This is a genomic window from Stenotrophomonas humi, assembly GCF_001431415.1.
In the GTDB taxonomy this organism is placed as follows: domain Bacteria; phylum Pseudomonadota; class Gammaproteobacteria; order Xanthomonadales; family Xanthomonadaceae; genus Stenotrophomonas; species Stenotrophomonas humi.
Window position 1 is genome coordinate 20,947 of record NZ_LDJI01000013.1, and the last position, 15,075, is coordinate 36,021.

14 protein-coding genes are annotated in these 15,075 nt (G+C 64.9%); 7 read left to right on the plus strand and 7 right to left on the minus strand.

Going from position 1 to position 15,075, the window contains the following annotated elements; all coding sequences use genetic code 11:
* Window positions 1–28: 28 nt before the first annotated feature.
* From ABB26_RS07310 to ABB26_RS07325, 4 genes are all read right to left on the minus strand, one after another.
* Complete coding sequence (locus ABB26_RS07310; RefSeq protein ID WP_083490733.1) at window positions 29–2,338, minus strand: TonB-dependent receptor; 2,310 nt, start codon at window positions 2,336–2,338, stop codon at window positions 29–31.
* Between the two features lie 190 nt (window positions 2,339–2,528).
* Window positions 2,529–3,269 (minus strand): acetoacetyl-CoA reductase, encoded by a 741-nt coding sequence (gene phbB, locus ABB26_RS07315; protein WP_057633033.1) that lies wholly within the window; start codon window positions 3,267–3,269, stop codon window positions 2,529–2,531.
* A gap of 28 nt (window positions 3,270–3,297) precedes the next feature.
* The gene (locus tag ABB26_RS07320) at window positions 3,298–4,626 is read right to left on the minus strand and encodes a CitMHS family transporter (protein ID WP_057633185.1); all 1,329 of its coding nucleotides are present in this window, start codon (window positions 4,624–4,626) and stop codon (window positions 3,298–3,300) included.
* A gap of 41 nt (window positions 4,627–4,667) precedes the next feature.
* Window positions 4,668–5,843 carry an OprO/OprP family phosphate-selective porin gene (locus ABB26_RS07325; protein ID WP_057633034.1) on the minus strand — a complete coding sequence of 392 codons (1,176 nt, stop codon included), beginning with the start codon at window positions 5,841–5,843 and terminating at the stop codon, window positions 4,668–4,670.
* A 184-nt stretch (window positions 5,844–6,027) separates the two neighbouring features.
* Here ABB26_RS07325 and ABB26_RS07330 point away from each other — a divergent pair, with 184 nt between their 5' ends.
* Genes ABB26_RS07330 through ABB26_RS07340 form a run of 3 tightly spaced genes read left to right on the plus strand, consistent with a single transcriptional unit; the run spans window position 6,028 to window position 9,141 of the window.
* Window positions 6,028–6,717 carry a response regulator transcription factor gene (locus tag ABB26_RS07330; protein WP_057633035.1) on the plus strand — a complete coding sequence of 230 codons (690 nt, stop codon included), beginning with the start codon at window positions 6,028–6,030 and terminating at the stop codon, window positions 6,715–6,717.
* Entirely contained in the window at window positions 6,704–8,089 is a 1,386-nt protein-coding gene (locus ABB26_RS07335; protein ID WP_057633036.1) for a sensor histidine kinase, read from the plus strand. The genes ABB26_RS07330 and ABB26_RS07335 overlap by 14 nt, the downstream gene beginning before the upstream one ends.
* Window positions 8,086–9,141 (plus strand): ABC transporter substrate-binding protein, encoded by a 1,056-nt coding sequence (locus ABB26_RS07340; RefSeq protein ID WP_057633037.1) that lies wholly within the window; start codon window positions 8,086–8,088, stop codon window positions 9,139–9,141. The genes ABB26_RS07335 and ABB26_RS07340 overlap by 4 nt, the downstream gene beginning before the upstream one ends.
* A gap of 114 nt (window positions 9,142–9,255) precedes the next feature.
* On the opposite strand, the gene ABB26_RS07345 is transcribed toward ABB26_RS07340, so the two are convergent.
* Entirely contained in the window at window positions 9,256–11,004 is a 1,749-nt protein-coding gene (locus ABB26_RS07345) for a glutamine--tRNA ligase/YqeY domain fusion protein (protein WP_057633038.1), read from the minus strand.
* A 109-nt stretch (window positions 11,005–11,113) separates the two neighbouring features.
* On the opposite strand from ABB26_RS07345, the gene ABB26_RS07350 reads away from it, so the two are divergent.
* From ABB26_RS07350 to ABB26_RS07365, 4 genes are all read left to right on the plus strand, one after another.
* Window positions 11,114–11,782: a glutathione S-transferase family protein gene (locus tag ABB26_RS07350; RefSeq protein WP_057633039.1), complete on the plus strand. Its 669-nt coding sequence runs from the start codon at window positions 11,114–11,116 to the stop codon at window positions 11,780–11,782.
* A gap of 18 nt (window positions 11,783–11,800) precedes the next feature.
* On the plus strand, window positions 11,801–12,067 hold the full coding sequence (locus ABB26_RS07355; RefSeq protein ID WP_057633040.1) for a putative signal transducing protein: 267 nt from the start codon (window positions 11,801–11,803) through the stop codon (window positions 12,065–12,067).
* A 95-nt stretch (window positions 12,068–12,162) separates the two neighbouring features.
* Window positions 12,163–12,813 (plus strand): peptide-methionine (S)-S-oxide reductase MsrA, encoded by a 651-nt coding sequence (gene msrA, locus ABB26_RS07360; protein WP_057633186.1) that lies wholly within the window; start codon window positions 12,163–12,165, stop codon window positions 12,811–12,813.
* A gap of 3 nt (window positions 12,814–12,816) precedes the next feature.
* Window positions 12,817–13,326, plus strand: a complete 510-nt coding sequence (locus tag ABB26_RS07365) for a flavodoxin family protein (RefSeq protein ID WP_057633041.1) — start codon at window positions 12,817–12,819, stop codon at window positions 13,324–13,326.
* Window positions 13,327–13,478: 152 nt separating this feature from the next.
* Here the strand turns inward: ABB26_RS07365 and ABB26_RS07370 are convergent, their stop codons facing one another.
* The gene (locus ABB26_RS07370) at window positions 13,479–14,444 is read right to left on the minus strand and encodes a transaldolase (RefSeq protein WP_057633042.1); all 966 of its coding nucleotides are present in this window, start codon (window positions 14,442–14,444) and stop codon (window positions 13,479–13,481) included.
* A 36-nt stretch (window positions 14,445–14,480) separates the two neighbouring features.
* Complete coding sequence (gene rnk, locus ABB26_RS07375) at window positions 14,481–14,906, minus strand: nucleoside diphosphate kinase regulator (protein ID WP_057633043.1); 426 nt, start codon at window positions 14,904–14,906, stop codon at window positions 14,481–14,483.
* Window positions 14,907–15,075: the final 169 nt, after the last annotated feature.

A 15,075-nucleotide genomic window follows, 5' to 3' on the forward strand; every position in this document is an offset into this window, starting at 1 on the left:
GGAGAGGGGCTTCAAGTCAATCAGGTCCTTAGAACCCCGCGCTCAGCGTGATGAACGTCTGGCGCGGGGCACTGGCATGGATGGCGTAGCGGGTGCCGTTGGGATCGGAGGGGGCGAACGAGCTGAGCTGGCCGGCGTAGCGCTTGTTGGTCAGGTTGGTCACGTTCATCGACACCTTCAGGTCCTGCAGGCCCAGGCCGGTGCCGAAGGTGTAGCCGAAACCGGCGTCGAAGGTGGTCACGCCCGGCACCGACTGGTCATTGGTGTACGTGTAGTAGCGCTTGCCGGTGTACTTGCCACGCAGGCTGGCGAACCAGCCATCGTGGTTCCAGCTCAGTTCGCTGGAGGCCATGCGCTGTGGTGTGTCGACGGTGATCTTGCCGGCGACCGGCACCAATGCGCCGCCGGAGACGTAATCGTCCTCGTAGGTGGATTTGTTCCAGGACAGCGCGTTGTACCACTGCAGTCCCTGCATCGGTTTGAGGATGAAGGTCAGCTCGGCGCCACGGCTCTTCACCGAGCCGACGTTGATGAAGCGGGTGATGCATTCCGGACGCGTGCCCACTTCGATGCTAGTGCAGGGATTGAGCGAGAGCAGGCGGTTGTCGAAGGTGACGTCGTAGGCGGCGAGGGAGGCCTGGTAGTGCTTCCCGAAGGTGCGGAAGCCGGCTTCGAAGGTCCGCGACTTCTCCGGCTCCAGCCCGGCGCTGGCGGCGAACGATTCCGGTGTGACCTGCAACGGGCCACCGCTGCCACCGCCGACGAAGGCGGCGATGTTTTCCGAGTAGGACGCAAACAGCTCGTTGTTGCCGTTGAGCTTGAAGCCGATGCTGGCCTGCGGCAGTACCGATTCCTTGGCCGTCAGCGTGCCGGATGCATAGCGTGCCTCGGTACCGGGCTTGGCGTTGGCACGCATGCGCGTGTTGGGGCTCTTGATGCCCACGTCCACGGTCAGGCGGTCGTCCATGAAACGCATGCGGTCCTGCACGTAGAACTGACGTGTGCGGATATCGAAGTCCTGGTCGAACAAACGCCGATCCGGATCGGTGAGGTAGGTGTCGTCCAGGAACGGGCCATCGATGTAGTAGAAATTGCGCTCCACGTGATGATCGTTCTGCTCCCACCACAGACCTGCTTCCAGCTCGTGGATGCCGAGCGTCCATGACAACGCAGCGGTGAGGCCCTGACGGTTGATGCTGTAGTTGCTGCTGCGGATGGAGATGGGCAGCATCCTGTCGGTGCCGGGATGCGATGGCTGGCCCGGCGCCCACCAATGGCCCTGGCCACGGTTTTCGTGATGATAGGCGAGCAGCTTCAAGCGGCCTTGTTCACCCACGCGCAGGTCCGCATCCAGCGAATACAGATTGTCGTCGCGCAATGCTCGGCTCTGGTAGTAGGCATCGTCGATGCTGTTGACGCCGCCGCTGAACGCACAGCGTTCGGCATTGAAGGTGGCCGGTGCGCAATATGCGGCGGCAACGGCGCGATCCCAGTCAGGTGCATAGATGTTCCAGTCCCAACCCAGGCCGCGCTCCAGCATGCTTTTGGACAGATACGCGTAGTTGGCCTGGCTGGTGCGCGAAGTGGCGACGAACGCGCCAAAGCGGTTGTCGCCGACGTTCCACACCGCCTTGGCGTTGAACTGGCGGCTGGTCTGGTTCTGATGCGGCGCGGCCCACATGTCCGCATCCTGATGAACCCCGGAGACGTAGGCGGCAAAGCCATTGTGTTCGCCGGTATCCACACGCAGGTAACCGCGACGCTGGTTGTCATCGCCCAGGGTGATGCTGGCACGGCCACCGAATACGGAAGACGGATCGCTGGAGAAGTACTGGATGGTGCCGCCCAGGTTGCTGGTGGATGCCACGCCCAACGAGCCGACGCCCTGCGCCAGCTCGGCGCCCGCCAGGTTTTCGGCGATCAGCGCGCGCGAGATGCTCAAGCCGTTGTAGTTCCCGTAGCTGTTGTCACCCAATGGGATGCCATCCAGCGTGTAGCCCAGGCGGCTTTTGTCGAAGCCACGCAGGCTGATGGTCTGTGACTCTTCGTTGGCGCCGAATGCATCGTTGGATTGCACCGATACACCGGGCAGGCGGTCGAGGATCTTCTGGCCGCTGGTGCCGGGCGGCAGCACCTGCTTGTCGACTTCGCCGATGCGCTGCACCTGTCGGGTTTCGCCTTGGCCGATCACCGATATCGCATCCAGCGTCTGTGCGCTGCCTGCCGCGAGCGCGGAGGTTGCATCGATGCTGGCATCGCCCTGCGCGGGCGTGGCAGCGTACAGCGGTGCGGAGGTCAGGGCGGCGAGTACTGCGAGGGTCAGAAGTCGGGGTTGCATGTCGATCCGTGGCATAAGGGGGAGGCGCGTGAAACACGTGCGCAGCCACTATGCGAAGCCAACATGAAAGGTTTTTGACGGCACCCGGGAAACCCTGCGCATCTGTGATGACTGGCAGTAAATCGCTGGCAAAAAAAGCCGCGATGCAGAACATCGCGGCGTCGCCTTGAGGAGGCGAGGAAACCAGGGCTCAGCCCATGTGTAGGCCGCCGTTGACCGCATAGTCGGCGCCGGTCACGTAGGCGGCCTCATCCGAGGCCATCCATGCGCACAGCGCAGCGACTTCCTCCGGTGTGCCCAGGCGCCGGATCGGCACCGAGGCAGCCAGCCGATCCAGCACATCCGGCGGAAAGCTGCTGATCGACTGGCTGGCGATGTAGCCGGGCGAAATGGTGTTCACGGTGACATTGCGCGTTGCCACTTCGTTGGCCAATGCGCGGCTGAAACCGTGCATCGCCGCCTTGGCGGTAGCGTAGTTGACCTGGCCGATCTGGCCTTTGTGTGCGCTGACCGAACCGATGTTGATAATACGGCCCCAGCCACGGCTGGCCATGCCATCCACCACCTGCTTGGTGAGATTGAACAGTGAGTTGAGGTTGGAGGCGATCACCGCGTTCCAGTCGTCAACGGTCATCTGCCGGAACAGCATGTCGCGACTGCCACCGGAGTTGTTGACCAGTACGTCGACCTCGCCCACCTCCGCACGCACCTTGGCGAAGGCGGCGCTGGTCGAGTTCCAGTCGGTGGCGTTGCCTTCGGAGGCGATGAAGTCGAAGCCGAGCTCACGCTGCTCGCGCAGCCAGTTGGCCTTGCGGGGCGAATTGGGTGCGCAGCCTGCGACCACGGTGTGGCCGCTGCGGGACAGGGTCTGGCAGATGGCAGTGCCCACGCTGCCCATGCCGCTGGTGACGTATGCGATGCGAAGAGTCATGTGAAGCTCCGGTTCGAGGCAGGGCCGCTCAAGCGGCCAGCGGATACAAGGCACACAGCAGGCTGCCGGCCATCAACAACAGTGAGATCGCCACTGCCCATTTGAGGGTGAACTTCTGGTGGTCAGCGAAATCCACCTTGGCCAGGCCGACCAGCAGGTAGGTGGAAGGCACTAACGGGCTGAGCAGGTGCACGGGTTGCCCGGCCAGCGAGGCGCGGGCCATTTCCACCGGGGTGATGCCGTAGTGACCCGCAGCCTCGGACAGGATCGGCAACACGCCGAAGTAGAAGGCGTCATTGGACATGAAGAAGGTGAACGGCATCGACGCCAACGCGGTGATCACTGCCAGATGGGGCCCCCATGCATCCGGGATCACGGCAAGGAACCCGCGCGACATCGCATCGACCATGCCGGTGTTGGACAGGATGCCGGTGAAGATGCCCGCAGCGAAAATCAGCGACACCACCGACAGCACATTGCCCGCATGGTTGACCACGCGACGGCGCTGCTCGGCCAGGTTCGGATAGTTGATCACCAGCGCGACGGCGAAGCCGACCATGAACAGCACCGGCATCGGCAGCAGGCCGATCACCAAGGCCGTCATCAGCGCCAGCGTCAGCACCAGGTTCACCCACAGCAGCTTGGGACGCTTGGTGTCTTCGGCATCTTCCACGGTGGGCAGCGCATCGCCGTCATCGGAGACGCTGGCATCCATCCACGAACCACCGTGCGGCAAGGTGACCACGCCCAGGCGACGACGTTCCTTCATGCCCAGGTACCAGGCCAGCAGCAGGATGCCGGCGCAGGCCAGCACCATTGCCGGGATCAGCGGGATGAATACATCGGCCGGGTCCACGTGCAGCGCGGTGGCGGCGCGTGCGGTCGGGCCGCCCCATGGCGTGAGGTTCATCACGCCACCGGCGAGGATGGTCACGCAGGTCATGTTCAAGGCATTCATGCCCAGTCGCCGGTACAGCGGCAGCATCGCCGAGACGGTGATCATGTAGGTGGTCGAGCCGTCACCGTCGAGCGAGATCAGCATCGCCAGCACCGCCGTGCCCATCACGATCTTCAGTGGATCGCCCTTGACGATGCGCAGGATGATGCGCACCAGCGGATCGAACAGGCCCGCGTCGATCATCACGCCGAAGTAGAGGATGGCGAACATCAACATCACGCCGGTGGGCGCGATCTTCTTGATGCCATCGAGCATCATCTCGTCCAGGCCGGCACCGAAGCCACCGAGCAGGGCGAAGACGATGGGGACGGTGATCAGCGCGACCAGCGGCGACAGGCGCTTGCTCATGATGAGATACATGAACGTCAGCACCATGCCGAAGCCGAGGATGGTCAGCATCATCTGCAGACTCCTTGTGGAAAGAGAAAAGGGGGAAGGGCTTAGAAGTCGAACTGCAGGCGGCCGGTCACCGCGCGCGTGCGGTCGACGGTGACGTCGGCAAGACGGTCGCGGTTGTGGCTTTCGATCACGTTGAGCATCAAGCGCAGGTTGTCGCGCAGGTACCAGTTGCCGCCCAGCGTCCAGGCTTCGGTGCTGCCGCGGCGCAGGTCGGGCCGGCCATCGAGATGTTGCGCACCGCGCATCTGGTCGTAGCGCAGCGCCAGTTCAAAGGCGCCGGCGGTGTGGCGGATGTCCTTGATTCGGGCGAAGCGACCGGTCTTGCGGTCATAGCTGCGCGACTCGCCGGTGACAAACCAGCTCAGCATGCCGTAGCCGGCCATCACGTCGCCGCGCTGGGCACCATCGTCGAAGGTGGCGCCACTGAACTCGCCCTGCCATGACAGGGGACCACGCACCTGCGCGTACTCCAGCGACCACTTGTTGACGTCGGTGTCGCGGCCGGCGGAGAAGTCCACCAGCGTCAGGCGGCTTTCATCGGACAGGTGGCCGGCAGGACGGGGGCGGATGCGCAATGCCGGCACGCCGTTGGCGCCGGGGTTGTCATAGGACTCGCGCGCCAGCGACAGGCCCAGGTGCAGCACGTCGCCGGCACTCGGGCTGGGTGCCCAGGTGGCGCGGCCGCCGGCAGCACGGCCCTTTACCTGCCACGCATCGATGCTTTCCAGGCTGTAGATGCTGGCTGCCCAGGTGAAATCACCCGGGTTGGCCTGCCATGACGCGCCCAGTCGGTACAGCGGTGCCAGCGTGGTGCCCGCGTTGCCGCGTTCCAGGAAGCTGCCGTAGTTGGAGCCGGTGCGGTCATCCAGCGAGAAGTACTGCTTGAACTGGCCGACCGTCAGCCGGCCGGCATCGCCGAAGCTGCGGCTGATGTAGACATCCTTGGCCTCGACGCGGTCGCCGGAGAAGTCGGCTTCCAGCTTGTAATCAACCACGAAGAACTTGCCGGACACATCCAGCCAGGCGCGCCGTACTTCGGTGTCGTCCTTGTTCGGCGTGCCGCGGCCATCGTTGTCGAACGTGGCGAAATCCAGGTGCAGGCGACCGCCGACCGTCGCGCTGACCGGGCGTTCTTCATCGGCGGCGACCGCCGGTGCGGCCAGTGCCATCAACGTCAGGGCAGCGCCGCTGCGCCAGCATGCAATGTGGGAGCTCATGAACCCTCCTTGGTGCGCATCGGGCGCTTGGGGAAAGGCACCGGGCGGTGCGTGGGCGCAGTCTGGAGGTGGCAAGCTGTCATCCGCCTGTCAGCGGTTTGTGCACTGCAGCGAAAAGGCCAGTGCAGCGGCGCTGGGGACGCCAGCGCGTTAGCATTCGCGTCTCCCCACGCCCCCTTGCCCCATGCGCTTGCTGCTGGTCGAAGACAATCCGGATCTGGCCGACGCGATCATCCGTCGCATGCGTCGCAGTGGCCATGCCGTGGACTGGCAGGCCGACGGTCTGGCGGCAGCCAGCGTGCTGCGGTACCAGAATTTCGATCTGGTGGTGCTGGATATCGGCTTGCCAAAGCTCGATGGCCTGCGCGTGCTGGCCGGCATGCGCGAGCGCGGGGACAGTACACCGGTGTTGATGCTGACCGCGCGCGACGGCATCGAGGACCGTGTCCAGGCGCTGGATGTCGGCGCCGATGATTACCTCGGAAAGCCCTTTGATTTCCGCGAATTCGAGGCGCGCTGCCGGGTGCTGTTGCGGCGCACGCGCGGGCAGGCGAGTGAAGTGGTGCAGGTGGGCGGCTTCCAGTTCGACAACGCCGCGCACCGGGTAAGCCTGGACGGCGAGCAGATCGAATTGCCCAACCGTGAATACCGCCTGCTCGAAATCCTGGTCGGGCGGCTGGGTCAGGTGGTCGGCAAGGATGAGATCGGCAATGGCCTGTTCGGTTTCGACGACGAAGCCGGCCCCAATGCCATCGAGCTGTATGTCGGGCGCCTGCGCAAAAAACTTGCTGGCGCACCGCTGCGCATCACCACCGTGCGGGGCGTGGGTTACATGCTGGAATCCAGCGACGGTATTGCTGATGGAACGGACTGAGCGAAGCGCGCCGGCATCGCTGCGGCGCACGCTGATGCTGTATCTGGGTGTGCTGCTGGCGGTGTTCGCGGTGGTGTTGTTGTTCGCCGCCCGTGACTACGGCCAACGCGCCGCCAACCGTTCCTTCGATCACCTGCTGGTGTCTTCGGCACTTTCCATCGCGGACTCGGTGGCGCTGGTCGAAGGGCAATGGCAGGTGGATCTGCCCTATGCGGCGCTGGACCTGCTGTCGATGGCGGAAGAGGACCGGGTGTTCTACCGCGTGGCCGACAGTCAGGGCCGTTTGATCACCGGTTACGGTGATCTGCCGGCGGCACCACGCAGACCCGGAGCGCGGCCGCAGTTGTTCGATGCGGCGTACAGCGGTGAGACCGTGCGCTTTGTGGTGGTTACGCGCAGTTTCGCCGCCGCTTCGGCACAGGGCGAGGTGCAGGTACAGGTGGGGCAGACCCGCCGTGCCCGTGAGGTATTGGCGCAGGACATGGTGAACCGCGCGTTGTTGGCCATCGGCCTGTTGTCGGCATTGTTGCTGGCGCTGGTGGCCTTTGCCGTGCACCGCGTTTTCCGGCCCCTGGTACGCGTGGAACGCGAGCTGTCACGGCGCGAGCCCTCCGACCTCAAGCCACTGGACGCGCGCGTGCCGCGTGAGATGGACCAGATGGTGGCAGCGTTGAATCGTTTCATGGAGCGTCTGTCCAGCAGCAACGAAACCCTGCGCGCGTTCATGGCCGAGGCAGCGCACCAGATGCGCACACCGTTGGCGGCGTTGCGCGCACAGGCACAGTTGGCGGTGGACGATGACGATCCGCGCGACATGCGGCGCAGTCTGCAGGCCATCGAGCGCAACGCCGCGCATATGAGCCGCCTGCTCAATCAGTTGCTCAGCGATGCCAGCGTGATCCATCGCTCGAACCTGCAGCGTTTCCAGCCGGTTGATCTGGCCGAGACCGTGCACCAGGCCCTGCATGAAGCCCTGCCACAGGCGGGCCGTGCACCGCGCGTGCAGCTGGCGATGACCAACGCGGCGGTGCAGGTCAATGGTGACGCATTGCTGCTGCGTGAAGCGATCAAGAACCTGGTCGACAACGCCCTCAAATATGGGGGCGATGGCGCGTTGCAGATCGCGTTGACGATGGATGATGCACATGCGGTGCTGACCATTGCCGATCATGGCCCGGGCATCACCGCGGCCGATGCCGAGCGTGTGTTCGAGCGCTTTGGCCGGGGTGAAGATGCGCCGCCAGGGGGCGCGGGCCTGGGCCTGGCCATCGTCAAGCGTGTTGTCGACAGTCACGGCGGCAGCATTGATCTTGCCAATCGTCCCCAGGGCGGCCTGGTCGCCACCATTCGCCTGCCCCGGAGTGCTGCATGAAACGCTTGTTCGCCGTGATCGCGGTCGCGATGTTCGCCCTGCCGGCGTTGGCCGCGCCGGGCGATGTGCAGCGCTTCCCGGCGCGCGGCACGGCCACTGAACAACTGCGCATCAGCGGCACCACCGACAGCGAAGTGTTCGCGGTGGTGATTGCCGATTACCAGCACCTGCATCCTGGCACCGAGGTGGTCTACGAAGACATCGTCGCGCAGGATCTGTACACCCGTTACCTGCATGATCGACAAGGGCCGGCTTCGCCGGATCTGCTGATTTCCAGCGGCATGGACCTGCAGGCCAAGCTGGTCAATGACGGTCATGCGCTGCCGCATCGCTCGCTGCAGACCGAGGCCGTGCCGGCCTGGGCGAAATGGCGCAACGAAGCATTCGGCATCAGTTACGAGCCGGTGGCAATGGTCTACAACACCCGCGCGCTGCCTGCGGCAAAGGTGCCGCATACACGGCGTCAGCTGCTGGATCTGCTGCGTGCGGAGGGGGCGCCGCTGCGTGGCAAGGTGGGCACCTATGACATCGAACGCAGCAGCGTGGGTTACCTGCTGGCAACCCAGGATGCGCAACGCGGCAGCATTGCGGGCGCATTGCTGGGTGCCTTGGGCGACAACGGCGTGGTGCGCGAAGAACGTACCGGCGTGCTGCTGGACAAGGTAAGCAAGGGGGAGTTGTCGTTGGTCTACAACGTGCTGGGTTCGTATGCCCAGGCGCGCATCGATGCCGGTGCGCCGCTGGGCATCATCGAGCCGGAGGACTACACGCTGGTGGTGCTGCGCACGGCGGTTATTCCGCGCACCAGCACGCATCCGGCCGAAGCCAAGCGCTTTCTGGACTATCTGCTGTCGCCGCGAGGGCAACAGGTCCTGTCGCGCGAAGCGCGGCTGATGCCGATCATTCGCGGTGATGGCCGCGACGGTGATCCCGCGCGCAACCTGCGACCGATTCAACTGGGCCCGGGCTTGCTGGTGTATCTGGATGCGTTGAAGCGGCGGCAGTTTCTGGATGTCTGGCGCAGCAGCGTGGTCGAGCCGGGGAAGAAATAGGCGTTCGGACACGCTGTGCAGGCCGCACTGTAGAGCGCAGCGATGCTGCACTGGAGTTTTGTCGGGAACGCTCCAGCCGAGCAGGGCTCGGCTCTACAGGTGCCTGCTGTTACCTCAGGCCGTCCAGGTATCGCGCAACGTCACGCTGCGGTTGAACACCGGCTTGGTTGCGGTGTGGTCGCGGCGGTCGGCGACGAAGTAGCCGGTGCGCTCGAACTGGAACGACTGCTCCGGCGCGGCGAGGGCGGCGGCCGGTTCGATGTAGCCGGTGACGACCTTGCGCGATTCCGGATTCAGGTAATCGCGGTAGGTCTTGCCTTCGGATTCGTCGTCCGGGTTCTGCACCGAGAACAGGCGGTCGTAGAGGCGGACTTCGGCTTCCACCGCATGCTGGGCGCTGACCCAATGGATGGTGCCCTTGACCTTGCGGTTGGCACCTTCCATGCCCGGACGCGATTCCGGGTCCAGCCAGCCACGCAGCTCGACGATCTCACCGGCATCGTTCTTGACCACCTCATCGACGCGGGCGATGCCGGCGCCGCGCAGGCGCACTTCACCGCCCGGTACCAGACGCTTCCAGCCCTTCGGCGGGACTTCGGCGAAATCTTCGCGCTCGATCCACAGCTCACGTGCGAACGGCACGTCGCGGGTGCCGAAGCTTTCGTCCTTCGGATGGTTGCTGAAGGTCAGGGTTTCTTCGTGGCCTTCGGGCAGGTTGGTGAGCACCAGCTTGATCGGGTCGATCACCGCCATGCGGCGCGCGGCGGCGCTGTCCAGGTCCTCACGCAGCGCGCCTTCTAGCACGCTGAAATCGATCAGCGAATTCTGCTTGGAAATGCCAACGCGCTCGGCGAACAGGCGCATCGCTGGCGGGGTGTAGCCGCGGCGACGCAGGCCCTGCAGGGTCGGCATGCGCGGGTCGTCCCAGCCGTCGACCAACTGTTCGGTGACCAGCGCCATCAGCTTGCGCTTGCTCATCACCGTGTAGTTGATGTTCAGGCGCGAGAACTCGATCTGACGCGGCTTGGCGGCTTCACGCGGCAGGCCCTTGTCGACCAGCGGCTGGGTCAGTTCCGGGCTGTGCGCGTAGTCGACGTTGTCCACGCACCAGTCGTACAGCGGGCGGTGGTCTTCAAACTCCAGCGTGCACAGCGAGTGGGTGATGCCCTCGATCGAGTCGCCCAGCGCATGGGCGAAGTCGTACATCGGGTAGATCGGCCACGCGTTGCCGGTGTTCTGGTGCTCGACGTGCTTGATGCGGTAGATCGCCGGGTCGCGCAGGTTGATGTTGCCGCTGGCCATGTCGATCTTGGCACGCACGGTACGCGCGCCATCCGGGAACTCGCCGGCGCGCATGCGGGTGAACAGGTCCAGGTTCTCCTCGACGCTGCGGTCGCGGTACGGCGACGGCCGGCCCGGCTCGGTCAGGGTGCCGCGATAGGCGCGCACTTCCTCGGCCGACAGGTCACAGACGTAGGCCTTGCCGTCACGGATCAGCTTCTGCGCCGCCAGGTAATAGGCCTCGAAATAGTCCGAGGCGTGACGCAGCTCGTTCCATTCAAAGCCCAGCCAGCGCACGTCGTCCTGGATCGCGGTCACGTACTCCGGGTCTTCCTTGGCCGGGTTGGTGTCGTCGAAACGCAGGTTGCACACGCCGCTGAACTCGCCGGCGATGCCGAAGTTCAGGCAGATCGACTTGGCATGGCCGATGTGCAGGTAGCCGTTGGGCTCGGGCGGGAAGCGGGTCTTGATGGCCGTGTGCTTGCCGCTGGCCAGGTCCTCGCGGACGATCTGGCGGATGAAATCGCGCTTCTCCGGGGTGGTTTCCAGGGTGGCGTCGGCGGCAGGCGTGTTCTCGGACATGGGGGGGCGCGGCATTCGTTTCAGATAGTAGGGCGAAAGTTTAGCCGAGCCGGGCCCGACGTGCCTTGGATGGGCCTATGCTGGAGGGCCGTCCCGCCCTTGAACGCCCATGAATCGGCCTGTTCTGGTAATCGGCAACAAGAATTACTCCTCCTGGTCGCTGCGGCCCTGGTTGCTGTTGCGGCACTTTGGCGTGGATTTCGACGAAGTCCGGCTGGCGCTGGACACCCCGGAATTCGTCGCCGAGATCGGCCGGCATTCCCCCAGCGGCAAGGTGCCGGCGCTGCGCGATGGTGAGGTCCATGTATGGGACTCGCTGGCCATCTGCGAGTACGCCAATGAGCGTTGGCTCGGCGGCCGTGGCTGGCCGCAGGACCTGCGACAGCGTGCCCAGGCCCGTGCAGCGGCGGCGGAGATGCACTCCGGCTTCGTCGCGCTGCGCTCGCAGTTGCCGATGAACAGCCGGCGCACGCCTGATGCCTACCACTGGGACGCAGCCGCGCAACGCGACATCGACCGTGTCCAGACGCTGTGGCGTGATCTGCGCCGGAGCGAAGGTAGTGGCGGAGAGTTCCTGTTCGGGGACTTCGGCATCGTCGACGCCATGTTCGCCCCGGTCGCGGTGCGCTTTGATGGCTATGGGGTGGCATTGCAGGGCGAGGCTGGCGACTATCAACGGGCGTTGCTTGAGCTGCCGGCCATGCGTGAATGGCGACAGGCGGGCGCCCAGGAAACCGAGCACGTGGCGGCGACCGACGGGTTGATCCGGCCGTTCTGAACCGCCCAGGAGATCTCGATGCAACTGGTCTACCAGACAAACAACCTGTTCGATGCGCATCTGGTCAAACATGCGCTGGAGGACGCGGGCATCCCGGCCTTCGTGTTCGGCGAATCGCTGCTTGGCGCTGGCGGCGAGCTGCCGCTGTTCGGCATGCTGCGGGTATGCGTGCCGGACATGGCAAAGCCCGAAGCCGATGAAGTCGTCGCCGAACTGGCCTTGGACGCCGGCCCCGCCGACCCCATTTCCGATGACGATGAAGCGCCCGGTTTCCTGCCGGCCTGAACGCTTGTTCCTGCCCGGCAACGGGTTCGGGCGCAGGCGGGCATCGCACACACACGTTATGTGAGGAATTGATCATGTTGGGAATCAGCCAAGGGCTGCTGGGCATCGGCGCGTTCAAGCAGCGCCTGCCACGCCCGGAGGAAGCGTTGCCGGGGCGCGATGAGCCGTTGCCGTTGCACAACGTACATTTCGTCAACGGCCAGCCGTTGCGCGGCGACTTTGCCGGCCTGCAGGTGCTGGATGTTGGCATGGGTTGCTTCTGGGGTGCTGAGCGCAAGTTCTGGCAGCTGCCGGGGGGGGTGACCACGGCGGTGGGCTACCAGGGCGGCGTTACGCCGAATCCGACCTACGAGGAAGCGTGTTCCGGGCTTACTGGGCATACCGAAGTGGTGCGGGTGGTGTTCGACCCGGCACAGGTGACACTGGAGACGGTGCTGCGCACGTTCTGGGAGAACCACGATCCGACCCAGGGCATGCGCCAGGGCAACGACACCGGCACGCAGTACCGCTCGGCCATCTATTGCCACAGCCAGGCGCAGTTGGATGCCGTACTGGCCAGCCGTGATGCCTACCAGCAGCAGCTGCATGCTGCCGGTTACGGCGACATCACCACGGAGATCGCATTCCCGGCGCCGCCGTTTTATTACGCCGAGGATTACCACCAGCAATACCTGGCCAAGAATCCCAACGGCTATTGCGGCATTGGTGGCACCGGCGTGAGTTGCCCGATTGGTCTGGATGCCTGAGTTGTGAGTGCCGCACCGCGCCGACTGTTGGTGGTGTGGCACAGCTTTACCGGCGCTACGCGCGCGCTGGCGGAAGCATTGGCAGGCGCTGCACGAAAAGAAGGGGCTGACGCGTTGCAGGTCACGCTGCTGCATGCGGCAGATGCTGGCGCGGACGACGTGCTGGGTGCCGATGCGGTGGTGTTTGCCACGCCCGAAACCCTGGCGTCGATCAGCGGTGCGATGAAGGACTTCTTTGACCGCAACTATTACCCGCTGTTGGGGCGCTGCGAAGGCAAGCCCTATGCGTTGCTGGTGTGTGCCGGTTCGGATGGGCGTCCCACCATCGCGCAGTTGCAGCGCATTGCGACCGGCCTGCGCTTACGCGAAGTCGCCGAACCGGTGCTGGTCTGCACACATGCACAGACGCCTGAGGCGATCACGGCGGCGAAGCTGTTGCCGGAAGCAGAATTGGAGCGTGCAAGGGAGTTGGGGGCACTGCTGGCAGCAGGCCTGGCGCTCGGGATTTTCTAAAGCCCCTCTCCCTGCGGGAGAGGGGCTGGGGTGAGGGTAAGGGGCGAAGCCTCCAGCAAGCAGATGCCACCAGGCTTCGCACGAACCCTCATCCGGCCTTCGGCCACCTTCTCCCGGTGGGAGAAGGCAGGCGTCAGGCATTGCTTTGGCTGTCAGCCGGCCAACTCGTCCGCAATGCGCTGACGCAGGGTCTGCAGATCCTTGGCAAACGCTTCAATGCCGGTCGCCAGCTTCTCGGTCGCCATCGGATCGGCCGCCATATCCGCGTCGAATCTGGCTTCATCGATCGCGGCAGCCGACGTCGCTTCTGCAGCACCGGCCGCCAGCTTGCGCGGCAGTTCGCCGAAGTCGGCGTCCAGCCTTTCCAGCAGGTCCGGCGAGATGGTCAGGCGATCACAGCCAGCCAGCGCTTCGATCTGCGCGGTGGAGCGGAACGAAGCGCCCATCACCACGGTCGGCGAGCCGCGACGCTTGAACTCGGCATACACGCCGCGCACGAACTGCACGCCGGGGTCTTCGTCGATGCTGGCCGGGGTCTGGCCGTTGGCGACATACCAATCCAGGATGCGGCCGACGAACGGCGAGATCAGGAACGCACCGGCTTCCGAGCAGGCCAAGGCCTGGGTCGGGTTGAAGATCAACGTCAGGTTGCAGTCGATGCCTTCGGCCTGCAGCACGCGCGCGGCTTCCACGCCGGCCCAGGTGGCGGCGATCTTGATCAGCACCTTGCTGCGCGGCACGCCGGCCGCTTCATACATGGCGATGAACTCGCGTGCCTTGGCGATGGTGGCGGTGGTGTCGTGCGCCTGGTCGGCGTCGACCTCGGTGGACACGCGGCCGGGCACCAGCTCGGCCAGCATCGTTCCGACGCCGACGGTGAGGCGATCCACCACCGCTTTGGCGATGTCCTGCGTGTCGCCACTTTGAGCACGGCCCCACTGCAACTCGCGCTCGATCAGGCCGGCGTACACCGGCAGGTCGAGGGCTTTCTTCACCAACGTCGGGTTGGTGGTGCAGTCCACCGGGCGCAGGCGCTTGATGGCGTCGTAGTCACCGGTGTCGGCGACGACGACGGACAGTTCGCGCAGCTGGGCGAGTTTGGAGGGGGCCTGGGTCATTGCGTGTTCCTGTACAGCGGTGCCGGCGCGATGCGCTCAGCGGTTGAGGTCGCCAGCGGCTTCGGGCTGGTAGTGGACGGCGGTGACGCGCAGGCGCAGCTGACGGCCGCCGGGCGCAGTCCAATCGATGGTCTGGCCAACCGACAGGCCGAGCAGGGCGCTGCCAACCGGTGCCAGGATCGACACGTGGCCCTTGTCGAAATCCGCCTCGTGCGGATAGACCAGGGTCAGGGAATGCTTTTCGTCGTGCAGTTCGTCGATGCAATCCACACGCGAATGCATGGTGACGATGCCTGCGGGGATTTCTTCCGGCGGCAGCACCTGCGCGCGTTCCAGCTCCAGGGACAGAGCGACGGCGGCGGGGTGCCGGCTCAGGGCCGGGGAGTCGAGCATGGCCTCGAGGCGGGCCAGGTCGCGGCTGGAAACGATGATGGATGGCGGCAGACCGCTGTGGCTGGTCATTGGATGTTCCTTATCTGTTGAAAAAACTATTGAAAAAGCAAGCAAAAGGCGACGCCTTGTCGGCGCCGCCTGGTCACTATTGTGCTGGTAACACGGGCCGGTTGCGACCCTGTACCGATCATGGGGCCGGTCAGGGCCGGATGCAATGTGGGGGTAGGGAGTGTTCAGG